Origin of the sequence: Mesorhizobium sp. KR9-304 (genome assembly GCF_040049215.1) — a bacterium.
Lineage (GTDB): Bacteria > Pseudomonadota > Alphaproteobacteria > Rhizobiales > Rhizobiaceae > Mesorhizobium_K.
On record NZ_JBDZDN010000006.1, the window covers coordinates 127,149 to 146,686 of the forward strand.

Consider the following 19,538-nt stretch of genomic DNA (forward strand, 5'->3'; position numbering starts at 1 on the left):
TCTTGACTATTGGAAATTTATGTGCGGTATTTTCCGCAATGGAAGTTTGGGAGGGGTTCCTGCGCGGTGCAGCGAGGCTTCGGCCAGCGGCCGCGCAACTCCCGGAATTGAAGGCCTGACATGGTTTACGCTACCGGCGACAAGATCGGTCCGCGCCGCCTGCGGGTAGGCATGGTGGGAGGCGGACGCAACGCCTTCATCGGCGCGGTCCATCGCATGGCGCTCAGGCTCGACGACCGCGCCGACCTCGTTGCCGGCGCGCTGTCTTCCGACCCCGAGAACGCGAAGCTTTCCGGCGCCGACATCGGCATCGCCGGGGATCGCGCCTATTCCGACTATCGCAAGATGGCCGAGGCGGAAGCCAGGCGGCCCGATGGCATCGAGGCCGTCGTCATTGTCACGCCCAACCATCTGCATGCGCCGGTCGCCCGCGCTTTCCTCGAAGCCGGCATCGACGTCATCTGCGACAAGCCGCTGTCGGCGAGTTTGAAAGAGGCGGAAGAGCTCGCGGCACTTGCGAGAAAATCTGGCCTCGTCTTCGCCGTCACGCTGAACAACACGGGATATGCGATGGTCCGCCACGCGCGAGAACTGGTCGCGTCCGGCACGCTCGGCAAGATACGCATCGTGCGAGCCGAATACATTCAGGACTGGCTGACGCTGCCGATCGACGCCGACGGCCAGAAGCAAGCCGAATGGCGCACCGACCCGGCGCGCGCCGGCCGCTCCGCCTGCCTCGCCGACATCGGCGTGCACGCCTTCAGCCTGGCGCATTTCGTGTCGGGCATGGCGCCCTCCGAGGTGGCCGCCGACCTCACCACATTCGTCCCCGGCCGCCGGCTCGACGACAACGCGCATGTGCTGATGCGCTATGCGTCCGGCGCCCGCGGCGTGCTCGTCGCCAGCCAGGTTTCGCCCGGCAACTACAACCGCCTGTCAGTCAAGGTCTATGGCGACAAGGCCGGGCTGGAATGGCACGGCCATGAGCCGGAATATCTGCGTTTCTGCGAATTCGGCAAACCTCACGTTATTTTGACCCGCGGCGGCGCTGCCGTCGGCGGCGAGGCGGCGCGCGTGTCGCGCATGCCGGCGGAACATCCGGAGGGCTATGTCGAGGGTTTCGGCAACCTCTACCGCGACGCGATTGCGCTGATTTCGGCGCGCCGGCGAGGGGAACTGATGGAATCGAGGCTTGCGGCGATGGTGCCGTCGGTGGAAGACGGTCTCATCGGAATGCGCTTCATCGAAGCATCGGTAGACAGCCACGAAGCGGGAGGTGTCTGGACACAAATCGCGGCGCAACTGTAGAACTTTGCTTCAAAAAACGACCGGCTGCGCCTGACGGCTCGTTTGGAGGACCAGGCGCGAAAACGTTCGAACAGGGAGAAGACAATGAACAACTGGATGAAGACGGGCCTCGCGGCGATCGGCGCCACGCTGCTCGGGAGCGCCGCCTACGCGCAGGACTATACGATCGGCGTGTCCAACACCGTGCAGGGCAACGGCTGGCGTGAAGAGATGATCTGCGCGATCAAGGCGCAGGCGCTCGCGTCGGGCAAGGTCAAATCGCTGAACATCGCGCACCGCAACACCGACGCCGCCGGCCAGCTCGAGGATTTGCGCAACCTGATCAGCGCCAAGGTCAACGCCATCGTCGTCAACCCGGCCGACCCGGCCGGCATCCAGGCGGCGCTCAAGGAGGCCACCGATGCCGGCATTGTCGTCGTTGCCGTCGACCAGGCGGTCACCGAGCCTTCCGCCTACATCATCTCCAACAACCAGGAACAGTACGCCTATCTCGGCGCCAAGTGGCTGTTCGAGCAACTCGGCGGCAAGGGCAGCGTCGTCTACATGCGTGGCGCCGCCGGCGCATCGGCCGACAGCGACCGCGACAAAGGCTTCAAGAAGGCGCTCGCCGAGTTCCCTGATATCAAGGTGGCCCAGGAAACCTTCACAGGCTGGCAGCAGGACCAGGGCAAGCAGCAGATCCTCGACTACATCGCCACCGGCGTGCCCTTCGACGGCATCTGGACCTCGGGCATCGACAACGTGATCGTCGATGCACTGGTCGAGAGCCAGGCGACGCTGGTGCCGGTCGTCGGCGCCGACAATGCCGGCTTCGTCGGACAGCTCAACTCGGTCGAGGGCCTCAAGGGCGCGGCGGTCACCAACCCCGGCTCCATCGGCGGCGCGGGCGTCACGCTGGCGCTGCAAATCCTCGAAGGCCAGAAGCCGGCCGCGCAGACCGTGCTTGTCGAGCCGGCGCTTTGGGAGAATGTCACCGACGCCGGCAAGGAGCAGTTGAAGGCTGCTGCTGATCCGTCGCTCTCGCCCGAGTGGCCGGTGTCGATCTCGATCAAGGACTGGACCTCCTACACCAAGGACCAGATCGTGGCCTGCAAAGGCCCCGGCGAATAAACGCCTGATCTGATCGGACAGCGGGGACGACGAACCAAGGTTCGCCGTCCCCGCGCCTTAGGGAAGACTTCCGCCGCTTGACGATAGAACCGCTCCTCGACGCCACCGGCGTGGCAAAAAACTACGGTGCCGTCGCCGCGTTGAAGAATGCGTCGCTGTCGGTCCTGCCCGGCGAGGTGCATGCGCTGATGGGGGCGAACGGCGCGGGCAAGTCGACGCTGGTCAAGATCCTCACCGGCGCCATCACGGCCAATGCCGGCCGCATCATGGTTCGCGGCAAGGCGCATGAGGTGCGTTCGCCGGCCGATGCGCGCAGGGCAGGCCTCGTCTCCGTCTATCAGGAACCATCGCTGATCCCCGATCTCGACGTGTTCTCCAACCTTCGCCTGACGCAGACTCCCGTCGAGCCGTTTCGCGAGTGGGTGCGCGAGCTCGGCGTGCCGGACCTCGACCTGCGCGAGACGGCGCGCGACGTTCCGCTGGCCATCCAGCGCGTGCTCGACCTCGCACGCGCGCTGGCGATCGAACCTGACATCCTCCTGCTCGACGAGATGACCGCCGCGCTGCCGGCAAACCTCGCCGAGCGGGTACTCGACGTGGTGCGCCGTCAGAGCAAGACCGGCCGCTCCGTCATCTTCATCTCGCACCGTTTTGTCGAGATTTCGGCGCTTTGCGACCGCGCGACAGTGCTGCGCGACGGCGAGACCGTCGGCGTGGTCGACATCGAGCCCGGCGTCGAGGAACGCATCGTCGAGCTGATGCTCGGCGCCAAGGTCGAAAAGGCGCGCAAGACGCTGCGCGCCGTCAACGAGAGCTCGCCGCCGCCCGACGGCACCACCCGCATCGCGGTGCGCAACCTGCGCTTCGGCACCAAGCTCCAGGACGTTTCGTTCGAGCTGAAGAACGGCGAAGTCGCCGGCGTCGTGGCGCTGGAAGGGCAGGGCCAGGACGAGCTTTTCGCCGCGCTCGCGGGCTCCATCAAGCCAAGCGGCGGCGCCATCGAGGTCGACGGACAGGCGGTGAAATTCTCGCACCCGGTCGACGCGGTCCAGGCCGGCATCGCCTACGTTCCCGGCGACCGCTCGGAAGCGCTGGCGATGAAGCAGTCGGTGCGGGAAAACATCGCGCTGCCCTTCTCCGCCGCCTTCCGCAACTGGGGCCCGATCAGCCGTCGACGGGAGGGCGCCAAGGTCCAAAGCGCCATCGAACGGCTGCAGATCGACACGCGCGCCCAGCGCGAGGTCCAGCGCCTCTCCGGCGGCAACCAGCAGAAGGTGACGATCGCGCGCTGGATCGCCGCGGACGCCAGGACCATCCTCTGCTTCGACCCGACGCGCGGCATCGACGTTCGCACCAAGCAGGAAATCTACAAGCTGCTTCGCCAGCTCGCTGATCAGGGCAAGTCGATCCTGTTCTACACATCGGAACTGGAGGAGATCGAGCTTGTCTGCGACCGCGCCATCGTCATCTTCGGCGGCCGTGTCGTCGACATCCTGCCCGTCGAGATCGCCGACGAACCGGCACTGACGCGCGCCGCCTACGGCCTTCCGCGCGACGCCAAGGCCGATGTCGGCATTCTCGCCAATGTGCAGAGCGACAAGGTGGCGACTTGATGCGTTTCCTGCGCAACAACGGCTGGGTCGTCGGCCTCTCCGTCCTTTTCGTGGTGCTGTCCATCGCGACGAAGGTCATTCAACCGCAATACGGTGCGGGCGATTTCGGCTCGTTGGTGAGCGCGGTGCTGCCCTATGCCTTCGCCGTGGCCGCACAGACCGTCGTGGTCATTGCCGGTGGCATCGACCTGTCGGTCGCCGCGATGATGGCGCTGACCAGCGTGACGGCCGCCGCGATGATGGCCGGCGCGAGCGAGGAATATGCGCTCTTCGTCGTGCCGTTCGTGCTGGCCATGGGTTTGACGCTCGGCGCCGTCAACGGCATCCTCATCGTCGTGACGCGCGTTCCCGACATCGTCGTCACGCTCGCCACGCTCTTCATGCTGCAGGGCGCGGCGCTGCTCGTGCTTGGCGCGCCCGGCGGCGGTTCGGCCGAATGGCTGCGCTCGCTGATCGTCGGCACCGTTCCCATCCCGGGGGTTCCGGGCTCCGTCACCGCCTGGTTCCCCAAGGCGCTGCTGCTCCTCGTTATCCTGCTCTGCATCGTCTGGATCCCGCTGAAGCGCTCCCGGCTCGGTCTGTCGATCTATGCGATCGGCTCGAGCGAATTGGCCGCGTTCCGCAGCGGCGTGCCGGTCGCGCGCACCAAGATCCTCGCATACGCCTTCTCCGGCCTGTTCGCGGCGATGGGCGGCATCTCGCTCACCATGAGCACCGGCATCGGCTCGCCGATCCCCGGCCCCTATCTGCTTGCCAGCGTCGCCGCGGTGGTGCTCGGCGGGGTTGTGCTCGGCGGCGGCAGGGGCGGGCTTCTCGGCCCGATCATCGCCGTTTTCGTGCTGAGGCTGGTGCGCACCGACCTGACGCTGCTTGCCATCGACCCGAACGTGACCGCCATCGTCGAAGGCTCGATCATGGTTGCCGTCGTCATGTTCGGCGCCTTCATCACCATGCGGAGCCGCTCGTCATGACGATCAGCGCGACGTCCATCCAGCCGCCGCCCCTCGGCCGGCGCTTCAAGCGCTTCATGAGCGATTATCCGCTCGTTCCGCTGATCGTGCTGCTCATCCTGCTCGTGCTGGTGCTCAACATGCTAAGCCCAGGCATCGTCAACCAGCGCTGGATCGCCAACACGGTCAAGTTCGCGATCCCGCTGGCGCTGCTCGCCGGCGCGCAGACGATGGTCATGCTCACCGGCGGCATCGATCTCTCCGTCGGGACGGCGGCCACCATGGCTGCCTTTATCGTCGCCACGCAGTCGGTGGAACATGCGCCGGCAGTGGCAATCGCGATCGCGCTGTTACCCGCTTTGGTCATCGGTTTCGTCAACGGCATCGGCGTTGGCATCTTCCGGGTGCATCCGCTGATCATGACGCTCGGAACCAGCCTGATCGGCGTCGGCTGCCTCCAGGTTTACCAGCGCACGGTCATTTCCTCCGGCACCAAATATCCCGATGTCCTGGTCTGGCTCGGCACGGGGCTTACCTGGGGGTTCCCGAATGCCCTGGTGCTGTTCATCCCGGTTGCCGCCCTGCTCATCTTCATCCAGCGCCGAACGGGTTTTGGCCGGTTGCTCTACGCCATCGGCGACAACGAGCGTGCGGCCCGCCTTGCCGGCGTCAAATACTGGCAGGTGATCCTGGTTCTCTACATGCTCTCCAGCGCGCTGGCCGGTATCATGGGGCTGCTTTACGTCGGCCTGATCAAGGCGGCGTCGCTGTCGCTTGCCGAACCTCTCGTGCTGCCGTCGGTCGCCGCCGCCGTCATCGGCGGAACGTCGATCTTCGGCGGCCGCGGCAGTTACACGGGCACCATCGTCGGGGCGTTGATCCTGACCGTGCTCACCACGCTGCTCACCATCCTGCAGATGCCGGAAGGCGCGCGCCGCATCCTGTTCGGCGCGATCGTTCTCCTCGTCACGGCCGCCTATCTCCGGATCATCGAGGATCGGTAGACTTTACGGCGTTTTGCGTCCGCGCGGCGACGCTGCTGCCTCCGGCATGCGGTAGCCCAGGCTCATCACCAGCGTCTGGCAGAGCACCATCGCCGGCACCTGGCTCCGGAAATGCCCTAACCGCGCCTCCTTGACGAAAAGCACATGCGAGGCGAGCGGCGCGACCGGGCTTAGTTCGTTGTCGGTGATGGCGAGCACGGTGCGGCCGGCGGCGTGGGCATTGCGCGCCAGCTCGACTGTTTCTGGCGTGTAATCGTCGAAGGTGACGACCAGCAGCGCGTCGTCAGCATCCATCGCGGCCAGCTGCTCGGCGCGCATCGAGCCGAGATTGTCGAGCAGGAAGGCGCGCTTGCCGATGCGCGACAGGCCGTAATAGGTGTAGCTGCCGACGCCGAATGCGCCGCGCGCCGCAGCTATGTGCACGGCCTTCGCTTCCTGCAGCGCGTCGACGAAGGGCGTCAGCGCGGCGCCGGCAATGTCCTCGCGCAACCTGAGCAGCGCGTCGAAAGCCGCCTGGATGAAGGTCTCGGCGACCTGATGCGGGTCGCGAGGGTCGCCGGGCTCGTGGGGGCCGGTGGCGGATGCGACCTCGCGGTTCACGGCCCGCAGGCGGTCGGCATAGGACATGCGCGGCCCGAGCAGCCGCTGCTTGAACATCGCCTGCAGCCCGGCAAAGCCGTCGAAGCCGAGCTCCTTGGCGAAACGCGTGATCGCCGAAGGCGGCACGCCGGCGCGCCGCGCGATCTCGACGATGGTGAAGATCGCCGCATCCTCCGGGTTGTTCAGCAGATACTGCGCGACCTCTTGCAAACGCCGGCTGAGCGAGGGCTTTCGCGTCAGCAGCGTGGCGACGAACTCGCCGTAGTCGCGCCTGCTGTCCGTCTCCTCGCTCACGCAATCCTCCCCACGCCATCATAGCCTGCCGGCGTCGCTTCGGCCATCGCGCCGCCGAGCGCCTTCGCCACGCCCTCGCCAAGCATCGCCCGTGAGCGCGAGGCAACGCGTCCGATCAAGCCCGCATCCTCCGCCAGCCTTTCGCCGAAGATCGCGCGATTGCCGATGAACAGCCTTGTGAAGACGCCGATGTCGCCGGATGATTGCCGGGCGATGCCGGCTATGAACGGCATGATCTGGTCGCTTGCGTCCCAGGCCGAGCCGAACGCCGGCTGCGACTTCGCCAGGTAGGCGACCCAGCCGGCGATCGCGGTCTCCAGTAGCGGCGACGGCAGCCCCTTTGCCATGCGGTCGCGCAGCGGCTGCAAGATGCGCTGGTTGATCTTCTGCGAGCCGTCCGTCGCGATCTGGTGGTTGGCGTGGCGGATCGCCGGATTGCCGAGCCGCGACAGCGTCAGCTCAAGATAGGGGCGGACCTGCATGCTCGGCACGAAAGGCAGCACGGCCGCTGTCTCGTCGAGGATCGTGCGCGTGGCGAAATTTTTCAGCATCGGGTCGCGCACGTCGTCGCATGTCGTGCCGAGCCCCGACAGCGCACCGAGATAGGAGAGCGCCGACTGGCAGGCGTTGAGCACGCGCATCTTCACGAACTCGTAAGGCTCGACATCCTTGACGAATTCCGCGCCGGCGATATCCCAGCGCGGGCGAGGGCGGTTGAAGTCGTCCTCGATCACCCATTGCCGGAACGGCTCGCCCACCACCACGCCTTCGTCTCGGTAACCGGCAATCTGCTCGACGCGGGCCAGATCATCCGGCCGCGTCGCCGGCACGATGCGGTCGACCATGGTCGAGGGGAAACGCACATTGTCTGATATCCAGACCGCGAGTTTTTTGTCGACCGCTTCCGAAAAACTCGACACGACATTTTTGAGGATATGTCCGTTGCCGGGTATGTTGTCGCAGGAGATCAGCGTCACCGGCGCGTTCGCCGCCATGCGCCTAGCGAGCATTTCGGAGAGGAACCCCGGCAGCGACCGCCGTCCCGACGCGCGCTTCAGGTCCTCGGCGATCTCCGGCCGTTCCCAGTCGATCGCACCGCTCGCCGGTATGTGGCAGTAGCCTTTCTCCGTCACCGTCATGGTGATCACGTCGACGCCGGGATCGGCCAGCGCCTCGATCGCCCTTTCCGCTTCCCTGTCCGCGTCCACCACGCGCCTGATCGCGCCGATCACCCGCGCCTCGGCTTTTTCTCCGTCGACCAGCAGGCGCGTGTAGAGCCCATCCTGCGGGGTGAGCTGCTCTTCGATCGATGGCGGTCTGATGTTGACGCCGATCTCGGCGCGGTTGTCCGCGCCAGCCTCCAGCGCGTCCTCCGTGTATTCGGCCTGGTGGCAGCGGTGAAACGCGCCGACGCCGACATGGGCGAAGCCGATCCGTGTCCTGGCCCGATCGTAGCCCGGCCTGCGCACGCTGCCATGTGCGCGCGCAAGCTTGCCGCTGTTCAGGCGCTTCATGCGTCGCGCGGCCCGACGGCCGACTGCTCCTGGTCGATCAGCGCGCCGGTCATGGGCTCCGAGGCAGGCGACAGCAGGAAATGCGTCAGCCGCGCCACGTCCTCGGGCGTCAGCAACCGGCCGAACGGCTGCTGGGCAGCCTGCGCGGCGAGCCAGTCGGGTCCCTTGCCAAGCGTCTGCGCATGCATGATGCGCTCGGCCGGCGTGTCGGCCCAGCCCATATTGATCCCGTTGATGCGGATGCGCTCGAAGCGGTGCGCATGCGCGGCGTTCTTGGTGATCAGCGCCAGCGCCGCCTTGCTGGCGGAATAGACCGCGAGGTCGGTGGCCCCGCCATGCACGTTGATCGACAGGATGTTGACGATAGCGCCCGGCTTCTCGCGCGTCCGCATGTCGGCGATCGCCCGCTGCATCAGGAAGAAGGGCGTCTTGGCGTTGACGGCGTGCAGCCTGTCCCACATCTCGGGAGTGGCGGTGACCATCGATCCCCTGTCGGTGGCGCCGGCGGCGTTCACCAGCGCGTCTATGCGGCCGAACCTCTGGAGTGCCGCGTCCGCCACGAGGTCGGCTGCGTTCGGCTCGGCGAGATCCGCCGATACGAAATGCGCCTTGGCGCCGAGCGCTTCGATCTCCGCGACCACGGCCGCGCCGCGCGCCCCGTCGCGGCCGCAGATCAATATGGCTTCGGCGCCGTTGCCGGCAGCTTCCAGCGCGACGGCGCGGCCGACGCCCTGGGTCGAGCCCGTGACGATCAGCGCACTTCCGGCAAGGGACAGGTTCATCGTCGCGCAACTCGATTTCTATTTGGGGAAAAATAGAAAAATCGTTCCGTTCGGTCAAGCCGCCGAATCGCGGATTGACAGCTTCGATGCCGCCGCCGATCAATGGCAAGGCAGCGGGGTCGCCTTGCGCATGCGTTTTTTCCGATCTCCCGGATCGATGAGTGTGGCGCTTGCGCGCCTCGCCGGGCTCGTGCTCCTTCTTCTGCTGCTCGGCTTGCGCGTGGCCGACCCGCTTTTCGTCTCCGCCATCCGCAACCAGGGCTTCGACATCTTCCAGCGGCTTTACCCGCGCCCGCCGGTCAAGCAGCCGGTCGTCATCGTCGACATCGACGAAAAGAGCCTCGAGCAGGTCGGACAATGGCCGTGGCCGCGCTCGGAGGTCGCGCGGCTGATCGACAGGCTGACGGCGATGGGAGCCATCGACATCGGTTTCGACGTTGTCTTCGCCGAGCCCGACCGCCTGTCGCCGGACCGCATCGCCGAGGACAATCCCGATCTGCCCGACGCGCTGAGGGCCGGGCTGCTCGCGCTTCCTTCCAACGAGCAGGTGCTTGCCGACGCGATCGGCCGCTCGCGCGTCGTCGTCGGCGAGACGAGCGTGCGAGTTGACGACCAGTCGCTCGCCGGCGGCAAGCGCGACATACCGGAGGTGCCGCACGCCGCGCTCGGCGGCGATCCGGTTCCGTACCTGCTGAAGTTCCCGCGCCTGGTGCAGAACATGCCGGTCATCTCGCAAGTCGCGGCGGGACGCGGCCTGTTCACGGTCGAACCGGACCCGGACGGCATCTTCCGCCGCGTGCCGCTGGTGATGATGGTCGAGGACAAGGTGCGCCTGGCGCTTTCGGCCGAGATGCTGCGCATCGCCACCGGGGGCCAGGCGTTTGCGATGAAGACGGGCGATGCCGGCCTCGAAGGCATCGTGGTCGGCGGGGTCTTCGTGCCGACCGACGGCAACGGACGCGTCTGGCCGTGGTTCAACGGCTCCTCGCGCGAGCGCTACGTCTCGGCCGGCAGTGTCATGCTGGGCGAGGCGCCGGCCGCCAGCATAGCCGGACACATGGTGCTGGTCGGCACCTCGGCCGTCGGGCTGGAGGATTTTCGCGCCACTCCAGTCGCGGCGTTCATGCCCGGCGTCGAGATCCATGCGCAGATCATCGAGAACGTGCTCACCCAGCAGTTCCTGCATCGCCCGGCCTATGCCATCGGCATGGAACTGGTCTTCGTTCTTGCGGCCGGACTTTTCGTCATCTGGTTCGTGCCGCGCATCGGCGCGTCCTATTCCTTCTTCGCAGCCGTCTCGATGATCGGCATGGTCGCCATCGGCGCGTTCTGGGCGTTCTATTCCCGGCGCATGCTGATCGATGCTTCCTTTCCGATGGGGGCGCTGGCGGCGCTCTTCATGCTGATGGCGACCGCCAACTACATGCGCGAGGAGCGCCAGAAGCGCCAGATCAGGGGCGCCTTCGGCCAATATCTCTCGCCGGCGCTGGTCGACCGCCTCGCCGATCATCCCGAACAGCTCAAGCTGGGCGGCGAGACGCGTGAACTGACGCTGCTCTTTACCGACGTGCGCGGCTTCACCACCATTTCCGAAAGCTTCAAGTCCAATCCGCAGGGCCTGACAAGGCTGATGAACCGGTTTCTCACCGCGCTGTCGAAGGCCATCCTGGAACGCGACGGAACGATCGACAAATATATGGGCGACGCCATCATGGCGTTCTGGAACGCGCCGCTCGATCTTCACGATCATGCACTTCGTGCGTGCCGGGCCGGGCTCGACATGGTGAAGCGCGCCAGCGACCTGAATGAGGAACGGCGCAAGGAGGTCGAGCAGAACCCGGAGGAAGACTTCCACGAGATCAGGATCGGCGTCGGCATCAACACTGGCCAGTGCGTGGTCGGCAACATGGGCAGCGACATGCGCTTCGACTACACCGCGCTGGGTGACACGGTTAACCTCGCTTCGCGCCTCGAAGGCCAGTCGAAGCCTTACGGCGTGGCCGTGATATTGGGCGACAGCACCGCGATTGCGGTCGGGGACAAGCTGGCCGTTTTGGAGATCGACCGGATCCGGGTGAAGGGCAAGAATGAGCCGGAGCGCATCCATACGCTGATCGGCATGGAGGAAATGGTCGCCGACCAAGGCTTCCAGGCGTTGCGCACGGCCAATCTGGCCATGCTCCAGAATTACAGGGCGCAGGAGTGGCAAGCCGCGTCGGAGGCGCTAGCCGGCATGGAGCCGATCGCCGTTCGCCTTGGCGTCGAGCTCGACGGCTACATCGCGCTCTATCGTTCGAGAATCGAATATTTCCGGGAGAACCCTCCCGGGGAGGATTGGGACGGCGTTTACGTCGCCGCCACGAAGTAAACATGTGGCGCGTTCGCCTCACAGCAATTCGAAAATCTTGGGATAAGTCCGGATTTCCTTGCAGTGCAGCATCATCCCTGTCCTTTTAACAAGGAATAGTATATGAACGGCGGCGTTTAGGGGTTCGGGCGTATGGTGGGGTTGCGCGTCGGAGGAATTGCAATCGCCATTGTCATGGCGGCGACGACTTTTCATGCGCGGGCAACCACCCTTCGTGAAGCGGTTCAACAGGCGGTTCTCACCAATCCCAGGATCGACGCCGCGCAGGCGAACCGCAGGGCCACCGAATACTCCTTCAAACAGGCCAAGGGCCGCTTTTTGCCCGAGGTCGAGATCAATGCCGATATCGGCCAGCAGAAGATCGACCGGCCGGAAGGACTCGGACCCGACGTAAACAACACATGGCAGGATCGCCGGCAGGCCGGGATCAGCATCCGCCAAGTTCTGTTCGACGGCTGGGACCGCGCCAACGACATCTATCGCACGCAGGCGAGCATTTCGGCGGCTTCCTTCAGGGTCATGGTCCGTTCGGAAGCGGTCGGTTTGAATAGCGTCGAGGCGTATATCGACGTCATTCGGCACCGCGACCTCCTTGCCCTCGCTCAGGACAATTTGAGGCGCCATCAGGCGCTTTTGCGCATCATCCAGGAGCGCTATGACGGCGGCCGGGCGCCGATCGGCGATCTGCAGCAGACGATTGAACGCGTCGAGGCCGCCAAGGCGCTGGTGGCGCAGATCAAGGTCTCAAGCGAGACTGCCAGAGCCAAATACAAGAACGCTGTCGGCATCTCTCCGTCGGACCTGAAGTCTGTCAGCTACGCGACCGGTATCCCGAAAAGCGTCGCCGACGTCACCAACCGCGCGATCCGTAACAATCCGCGCGTCAAGGAAGCCGTCGCCGAGACCGAAGTCTCCTATTTCGACAAGGAGCAGTTCCGCTCCACCCTCTACCCTCAGGTCTATCTCGAAGGCAACGCTATGGCCGGAGAGAATCTCGAAGGCACGCCCGGCCGCGACAACGAGCTGGAGGCGATGGTGGTTTTGCGCTGGAAGCTGTTCGACGGCGGCGTCAGGCGAAACCGCACGGCCGAACTCGGCGAGCGGTATTCCGAGAAGCTCTCCGAACAGATGATCCTGGTGCGCGAACTCACCCAGGAGGTCGAAATCGCATGGGCGCGCCTCGTCGATGGCCGCGCCGAGGTGCAGGCGATCCAGCGCGAGGTGGACCAGAACATCAAGGTCGTCGCCTCCTATCAGGATGAATACAACGCCAACAAGCGCAGCCTGCTCGACGTACTCGACGCGGAGAACTCCAAGTTCGCGAGTCAGTTCGAGTTGTCCAACGTAACCGCGCTGCACGTCTTTTCCAGCTACGAGCTGCTCGCTCAGATGGGTGTCCTCCTGGACACCCTTGGCGTCCAGGCGCCGGAAATTCCGGATGTGCCGGCAGATCCACTGCCGGCATTTTTGCGTTCGCCCGCGAAGTCGCAGTTCGACATTCCGGCGCTGAGTCAGGAATGACGCCCGTTCTAGGGTCTGATCACGAAAAGTTGCTGACTGTTCGGACAAGATTCTGTCGGCATATCAATGAAATAGAGGCAACTCCGATGTCATTGGAATGGAATAGAGCATCGGACCGAAAAGTGCGCAGCGGTTTTCGGACAAATCCGATGCTGAAACAAAGAGATAGAGCGGCGAAGCGATTCCGGTTGAGCGTTCGCCGCGCTAGTCTCCGGCAAATGCCGAGTCGGCCTCGGGTCGCGGTGACAGGTGGAACAAAGGCATAGATTTTTCGGCGGAAGCGCCGACCCGGAGCCAGGCCCCGGGCCCGGCGCCTTCGACGTTCACGATCCGCTGCTCGCCGCGCTCGAATATCTCGCCGGCCATCACGACCGGCCGTTCTCGGCCGCCGCGGTGCTGCAGGGCCTGCCGCTGCAGGGCGGATTGCTGACGCTCGACCTCTTTGCCCGCGGTGCCGAGCGGCTCGGCTTCGAGGCCAAGATCGTCGACCGCCGCCCCTCGGAAGTGTCGGGCCTGGTCTGCCCCTTCATCGTTCCCCTGAAGAGCGGCGACGTGGCCATCGTGCTGGAAAAGCGCCACCGCTCGCGCAGGGCCTCGGTTATCGTGCCGGGCGTGTCGGACGTGAAGAAGATGCGGCTCTCCGAGCTCGACCGAATGGGGACCGACATCGTCATCTACGTCGCCGATCGCCGTCAGCAGGAGGCGGTCGCGTCCGATGCAGCGATGATGCGGCGCATGAAGGGCCATTGGCTGTGGTCGGTCGTCTGGCGGCTCTGGCCGACCTGGAACTACGTCGTCCTCGCGGCGCTGGTGATCAATCTCCTGGGCCTCGCTTTGCCGCTCTTTGTGATGAACGTCTACGACCGCGTCATCCCGAACAATTCCGTCGCCACGCTGTGGGCGCTGGCCGCCGGCGTGGCGATCGCGCTCGGCGCCGACTTCGTGCTGCGCATGCTGCGCGCCGGCGTCATCGAGAATTCCGGCCGGCGCGTCGACATGAAGGTCTCCGCCGCGCTTTTCGAGCAGGCGCTCGACGCCACCATGGCCAGCCGTGCGGCGCGCGCCGGCGAGTTCGCCAACCACATCCGCGAGTTCGAGCAGGTGCGCGACTTCTTCACATCGTCGAGCATCGTGTCCGTCATCGACCTTCTGTTCATCGGCGTGTTCCTGGGGCTGCTCTATATGATCGTCGGCGAACTGGCGCTGGTGCCGCTCATAGCAGTGCCGGTGGTGCTGGCCGCGACGCTGCTCATCCAGATACCGCTGTCGCGCTCGGTCAACGCCGCCCAGCTCACCAAGACGAGCAGGCACACGATCCTGGTGGAATCGATGGTCTCCATCGAGACGGTCAAGGCCGTGGCGGGCGAGAGCGTGCTGCAGAAGAGGTGGGAGGACGCGGTCGCCGGCTCGGTCCGCGCCAGCTCCTCCATGCGCTTCTGGTCCTCCCTCGCCATGTATTTCACCATGCTGGTGCAGCAGGGCGTCAGCGTCGTGCTGATCGTCTGGGGCGTCTATCTCGTCGGCGCGGGCAGCATCACCATCGGCGCGCTGATCGCCTCCAACATCCTTGCCGGCCGCGTGCTCGCGCCTCTTGGCTCGATCGCCATGACGCTGGCGCGCGCCCAGACTTCGTTTTCGGCGCTGCGGCAGCTCAACCAGATGATGCGGCTCGACCGCGATCACAAGGCGCCGCCGAGTGGCGGCGGCCGCATCGACCAAGGCCGGCTCGAAATCCGCGATCTCGAATTCGCCTATCGGGGCCAGCAGGCCAAGGCGCTCGATGGCCTGTCGCTCAGGATCGCGCCGGGCGAGCGGGTCGGCATCGTGGGGCGTGTCGCCTCGGGCAAGTCGACGCTCGGCAAGCTGCTGTGCGGCCTCTACACGGCCGACAATGGCGCCGTCATCATCGACGGCACCGACGTCAGGCATTGCTGGATGGCCGACCTGCGCAAGGCGGTCGCCTATGTCGGTCAGGAGCCGGAACTGTTCGCCGGCACGCTCAGGGAAAACATCCTCTTCGGCAAGCAGGGCGACGACAAGGCATTCGAGGAAGCCGCCCGCGCGTCCGGCATCGCCTCGCTCGCCCAAAGTCATCCGCTCGGCTACGCTCTGCCGGTCGGCGAGCGGGGCCGCGCCATCTCCGGCGGCCAGCGCCAGGCGGTCGCCATCGCCCGCGCGCTGCTCGGCAAGCCGCGCGTGCTCTTCCTCGACGAGCCGACCAGCGCGATGGACAATCTCACCGAGGCGGCCTTCATTCGAAGTTTTCGCAACTGGCTGAAGCCGGACGTCACGCTCATCCTCTCCACCCATCGCGTGTCTATGCTCGAACTGGTCGACAGGCTCGTCGTGCTCGAAAACGGCCGCGTCGCCGCCGATGGGCCGAAGGACAAGGTGCTCGCCTCGCTGCTCAAGCGCAAGCTGGTTGCCCCAAATGGTCAGTCGGACGGTCAAGCCGGCGATCGACCGGTCGGCACGGAGGGCGCCGATGGCTGACGTCGACCTCAACTTCGCCAACGATCCGCGCGCGGCGATCGAATCCTCGGTGACGCCCGGCGCCTGGCGGATCCTGATGGTGATCGCCGCCGTCTTCGCGCTCGGCGTGCTGTGGGCGTCGGTCGCCCATGTCGAGCAAATGGCCACCGGCTTGGGCCGCGTCATCCCGTCGAGCCAGGTGCAGGTCGTGCAGAGCCTGGAGCCCGGCATCGTGGCTGAAATCCTCGTCAACGAGGGTGATCGTGTCGAGGCCGGCCAGAACCTGATCCGCATCGACGACACCGGCGTTTCCTCCAGGCTCGGCGAGTTGCGCCAGCAACAGCTTGCGCTTGCCGCCGAGCTCGACCGGCTGAACGCCCAGGCAAGCGGCGCGGCCGCCTATTCGCCGCCGGCCGTCATGGCGGCGGGTTCCGAGCCCTTCTACCGCGACCAGCTTGCGGTCTTTCTCGCCGACCGGCGCAAGCTCGACGAGGCGATCGTCATCCGCCGCCAGCAGCTCGTCCAGCGCCGCCAGAACCTGCGCGAGGCGGAAGCGACCGCCGCCAAGCAGGCCGCCTCCCTGGAACTCGCCGAGCGGGAGCTGGAGCTGACCCGCGCCCTGTTCGACAAGAAGGCTGTGCCCGAGCTCGAGCTGCTGCGCATCGAGCGCGCCGTGACCGAGCTGCGCGGCGATCTTGCGATCTGGCAGGCCGCGAAGCTGAGGCTCGAGGCCGAGGTGTCCGAGGCCGAAGCGCAGGTCGAGGCCGAGCAGTCGGCCTTCCTGGCCGATGTCCAGGCGCGCATCTCCAAGGTCAACGCCGAAATGTCCGTCGTGCAGGAAAGCCTGCGCGGCGCCGACGACCGCGTGCGCCGGGCGATGCTGAAGTCGCCGGTCGGCGGCGTCGTCAACAAGGTGAACGTGGCGACGATCGGCGAGGTCATCGCGGCGGGCGCAAGCGTGGTCGAGATCGTGCCGGCCGACGACACGCTGCTCGTCGAGACGCGCATCCGGCCGCAGGATGTTGCCTTCATCCACGCCGGCGCCAAGGCCACCGTGCGCCTGAGCGCCTACGACTACACCAAATACGGCACGCTTGCCGGGGTGGTCGAACGCATCGGCGCCGACACCATCACCGACGAGGAAGGCGAGACGTTCTACCAGGTGATCGTCAGCACCGGGGCCGCCGACCCCGGCGCCGAGATCCGTGTCATACCGGGCATGGTCGCCACCGTGGACATCTCCAATGGCGAGCGGACGGTGCTCGAGTACCTCTTGAAACCGGTTCTGAAGATCCGCGACCAGGCACTGCGCGAGGCGCAGTAGTATGCTTTCAGCTCGGGCGCCTCGGCGTCCGATAGTTTACCCTAACTCCATGCACACGTTTACGTTACGGTAAGGTTTGTGGACTCCGGCATCCTTAGCCGGTATGCTGCAGTGCGAATGGGCTGACGGTGCGCCGTCAGGGGAACATGTCGACCATGGCCACAGGGAGCGCAGTCGGCGACGGGTCTTCCGTCGGTCCTATAAACCTGTCTCATGACGGTGGCGATTCCGTTCGCATCGCCGATCCCGCAGCGCTGTTCCTCGGCGACTATTCGCGCCAGGGTCACGACCTGCTCATCGAGCATGACGGGGCGTCGTTCCTCGTCCAGGATTATTTCGCAGGCCCTGGCGCCAATCTCGTCGCGCCGAGCGGCGCCTTCCTGACGCCTTCCGTTGTCGAGGCGCTGGCCGGCCCGAACGCGCCGGGCCAGTACGCCCAGGCTGGCACTGAACCCGCCGGAACCGAACCGGCCGCCGCCGCCCTGACCGAGATCGGCAAGGTGGTGTCTGTCAGCGGAACAGCGACCGCCACGCACAGCGACGGCGTAACCGTCAACCTCGCCTCGGGCGATCCGGTGTACCAGGGCGACGTCGTGCGGACCGGGCCGGAGTCCAAGCTCGGCATCTCGTTCATCGACGACTCCGTGTTCTCCATGTCGGCCGATGCGCGCATGGTGCTCAACGAGCTTGTCTTCGATCCCGCCAAGGCGTCCGAAAGCTCGATGGTCGTCGACCTGGTGCAGGGCTCGTTCGTCTTCGTCACGGGCCAGGTCGCGCCGGCAGGCAACATGAAGGTCGAGACGCCCGTCGCCACGATGGGCATACGCGGCACGACGCCCAAGGTTCTCGTCAACACCGACCTCGGCGTCACCGAATTCACCATCCTGCCCGATCCCGACAGCGGCAAGATCGGCAGCTATCTCCTCCTCGACAAGACCACGGGCGAGATCCTGGGGACCGTCGAATCCGTCGGCGACAAATGGGTCATCACCAGCCTGTCGGGCGAAGCCGTCAAGATCGCCAAGTCAGGCCTCGACCTGCTCGAGGACGATGCGGCGCTCAACGACATACGCGAGGCCGTGTCGAAGGCGCTCGGCCAGCGCACGGAGCTCAACGGCGCCAACTCCTTCCAGCAGGTAACCTTCGACTCGTCGTCCTCCGCTGGCGGGCCGGGGGACGGGACCGGCGGCTCCAATGACGGCAATGGCGCCGGCGGAGGCAATGGCGGAGTCGACCCGAACCCCGGCAGGGACGACCCCCCGATAGCGGGGGATGACCAGTTCACGCTCGACGAGGATTCCTCGACGACCGCCAGTGTCATCGACGGATCGGTCGGCGGCACGGATGTCGATCCCGACGGCTTCGGCGTTTCGGTTACCGAGGTCGACGGGGCGCCTCTCACCTTTGTCTCGGGCATGGCGCACGTGATTCTTCCCTCCGGCGCGGAACTCGCGATGACGCCCGGCGGCGGCTTCACCTATAACGCCGTCGACGCCTTCGACTGGCTGGCCGTCGGCGAGCAAACCATCGATACCTTCACCTACACGATCCGCGACCAGAATGGCTTCACCGACACGGCGACGGTGACGGTGACGGTCATCGGCCGCAACGACCAGCCGGAAATCCAGATCGTCAAGGTCGATGGCAGTATCGTCGATGTCGACGAGGCGCCGACCGTCCCGCCGCAGTCGGATGCCGGCACGCTGCAAACCGACGGCAGCATCACATTCACCGATGTCGATCTGAGCAACCTGCCGACTGCGACATTCGCCGTCTACTCGATATCGGCAGTGGGCCAGGACGGCCAGCCGCTGGTGCTGACGAACCCCCAGATCGCGGCGATCGAGGCCGCGTTCTCGATCTCGGCCGAACCCGGCAACACCAACAACGGCACGATCAACTGGGACTATTCGATCCAGGAAGTCGACCTCGACTTCCTGGGCGCGGACGAGGTCGTGACGGTCATCTTCACCATCACGGTCAGCGACCACAGCACCGGCACGGACCCGAACGACGAGCCCCCAACCGCGACCCAGAATGTCACCATCACGATCTACGGGTCGGAAGCCGACGCCCCGGTGATCACGGCCGTCGATGTGGATGGCGCTGTATCGGATATCGCCGAGACGAACCCCAGTGCGTCCGACGCCATGATCCGCCAGACGACAGGCTCGATCACCTTCGCCGATGTCGACGAGACCGATCGGCCGGTCGCGACATTCGAGACCAAGGCAATCACCGCGGTCCAGGGCGTCAACTCGCCACTGGTGCTGACACAGGATCAGTACGACGCAATCGAGGCGGCGTTCTCGATCAACCCCGATGGGGTACCGGGCTCGAACACCCATAACGGCACGGTGACCTGGGATTATTCGATCCTCGAATCCGAACTCGATTTCCTGGCGTTGGGCGAGACCGTCACCGCCGTCTACACCATCACCGTGACCGACGACGAGGGCGAGACCGATACGGTCGACGTGACCGTCACGATCACCGGCGCCAACGATCATCCCTTCATCACCGTCGAAAGCGGCGACGACGTATCGGAGACGCTTGACGAGGCCGAGACGGCGTTGACGACCTCCGGCTCGTTCTCGGTGCTCGATGTCGACGTGACCGATGTCGTGACGGTGAAATCGATCACGGTCGCGACGTCCGACAACGCCAGCGGCGCGCCG

13 protein-coding genes are annotated in these 19,538 nt (G+C 65.6%); 10 read left to right on the top strand and 3 right to left on the bottom strand.

Annotation, left to right across the window (positions count from 1 at the left end; all coding sequences use genetic code 11):
- Nucleotides 1-120 precede the first annotated feature (120 nt).
- The 5 genes from ABLE71_RS23810 (at nucleotide 121) to ABLE71_RS23830 (ending at nucleotide 5,985) form a co-directional block, all read left to right on the top strand.
- A complete protein-coding gene (locus tag ABLE71_RS23810; RefSeq protein ID WP_348785969.1) occupies nucleotides 121-1,308 on the top strand; it encodes a Gfo/Idh/MocA family oxidoreductase in 1,188 nt (395 codons plus the stop codon).
- A gap of 84 nt (nucleotides 1,309-1,392) precedes the next feature.
- On the top strand, nucleotides 1,393-2,418 hold the full coding sequence (locus tag ABLE71_RS23815; RefSeq protein ID WP_348785970.1) for an ABC transporter substrate-binding protein: 1,026 nt from the start codon (nucleotides 1,393-1,395) through the stop codon (nucleotides 2,416-2,418).
- Nucleotides 2,419-2,495: 77 nt separating this feature from the next.
- The gene (locus tag ABLE71_RS23820) at nucleotides 2,496-4,031 is read left to right on the top strand and encodes a sugar ABC transporter ATP-binding protein (RefSeq protein ID WP_348785971.1); all 1,536 of its coding nucleotides are present in this window, start codon (nucleotides 2,496-2,498) and stop codon (nucleotides 4,029-4,031) included.
- Nucleotides 4,028-5,002, top strand: a complete 975-nt coding sequence (locus ABLE71_RS23825) for an ABC transporter permease (RefSeq protein ID WP_348785972.1) — start codon at nucleotides 4,028-4,030, stop codon at nucleotides 5,000-5,002. Before ABLE71_RS23820 ends, ABLE71_RS23825 begins: the two co-directional genes overlap by 4 nt.
- Nucleotides 4,999-5,985 (top strand): ABC transporter permease, encoded by a 987-nt coding sequence (locus tag ABLE71_RS23830; RefSeq protein ID WP_348785973.1) that lies wholly within the window; start codon nucleotides 4,999-5,001, stop codon nucleotides 5,983-5,985. Before ABLE71_RS23825 ends, ABLE71_RS23830 begins: the two co-directional genes overlap by 4 nt.
- A 3-nt stretch (nucleotides 5,986-5,988) precedes the next feature.
- Here the strand turns inward: ABLE71_RS23830 and ABLE71_RS23835 are convergent, their stop codons facing one another.
- From ABLE71_RS23835 to ABLE71_RS23845, 3 genes are read right to left on the bottom strand one after another with little or no spacing between them, the layout of a single operon-like run.
- On the bottom strand, nucleotides 5,989-6,879 hold the full coding sequence (locus ABLE71_RS23835) for a MurR/RpiR family transcriptional regulator (protein ID WP_348785974.1): 891 nt from the start codon (nucleotides 6,877-6,879) through the stop codon (nucleotides 5,989-5,991).
- Nucleotides 6,876-8,393, bottom strand: a complete 1,518-nt coding sequence (locus ABLE71_RS23840; RefSeq protein WP_348785975.1) for a mannitol dehydrogenase family protein — start codon at nucleotides 8,391-8,393, stop codon at nucleotides 6,876-6,878. The genes ABLE71_RS23835 and ABLE71_RS23840 overlap by 4 nt, the downstream gene beginning before the upstream one ends.
- Nucleotides 8,390-9,175, bottom strand: coding sequence for an SDR family oxidoreductase (locus tag ABLE71_RS23845; RefSeq protein ID WP_348785976.1), 786 nt, complete (start codon nucleotides 9,173-9,175; stop codon nucleotides 8,390-8,392). The genes ABLE71_RS23840 and ABLE71_RS23845 overlap by 4 nt, the downstream gene beginning before the upstream one ends.
- 163 nt (nucleotides 9,176-9,338) lie before the next feature.
- On the opposite strand from ABLE71_RS23845, the gene ABLE71_RS23850 reads away from it, so the two are divergent.
- The 5 genes from ABLE71_RS23850 to ABLE71_RS23870 form a co-directional block, all read left to right on the top strand.
- Nucleotides 9,339-11,543, top strand: coding sequence for an adenylate/guanylate cyclase domain-containing protein (locus tag ABLE71_RS23850; RefSeq protein WP_348785977.1), 2,205 nt, complete (start codon nucleotides 9,339-9,341; stop codon nucleotides 11,541-11,543).
- A 132-nt stretch (nucleotides 11,544-11,675) separates the two neighbouring features.
- A complete protein-coding gene (locus ABLE71_RS23855) occupies nucleotides 11,676-13,064 on the top strand; it encodes a TolC family outer membrane protein (RefSeq protein ID WP_348785978.1) in 1,389 nt (462 codons plus the stop codon).
- A 249-nt stretch (nucleotides 13,065-13,313) separates the two neighbouring features.
- Nucleotides 13,314-15,557 carry a type I secretion system permease/ATPase gene (locus ABLE71_RS23860; protein WP_348785979.1) on the top strand — a complete coding sequence of 748 codons (2,244 nt, stop codon included), beginning with the start codon at nucleotides 13,314-13,316 and terminating at the stop codon, nucleotides 15,555-15,557.
- Entirely contained in the window at nucleotides 15,550-16,860 is a 1,311-nt protein-coding gene (locus ABLE71_RS23865) for an HlyD family type I secretion periplasmic adaptor subunit (protein ID WP_348785980.1), read from the top strand. Before ABLE71_RS23860 ends, ABLE71_RS23865 begins: the two co-directional genes overlap by 8 nt.
- A 155-nt stretch (nucleotides 16,861-17,015) precedes the next feature.
- On the top strand, nucleotides 17,016-19,538 hold a 2,523-nt coding region (locus ABLE71_RS23870), incomplete at its 3' end, for a VCBS domain-containing protein (RefSeq protein WP_348785981.1).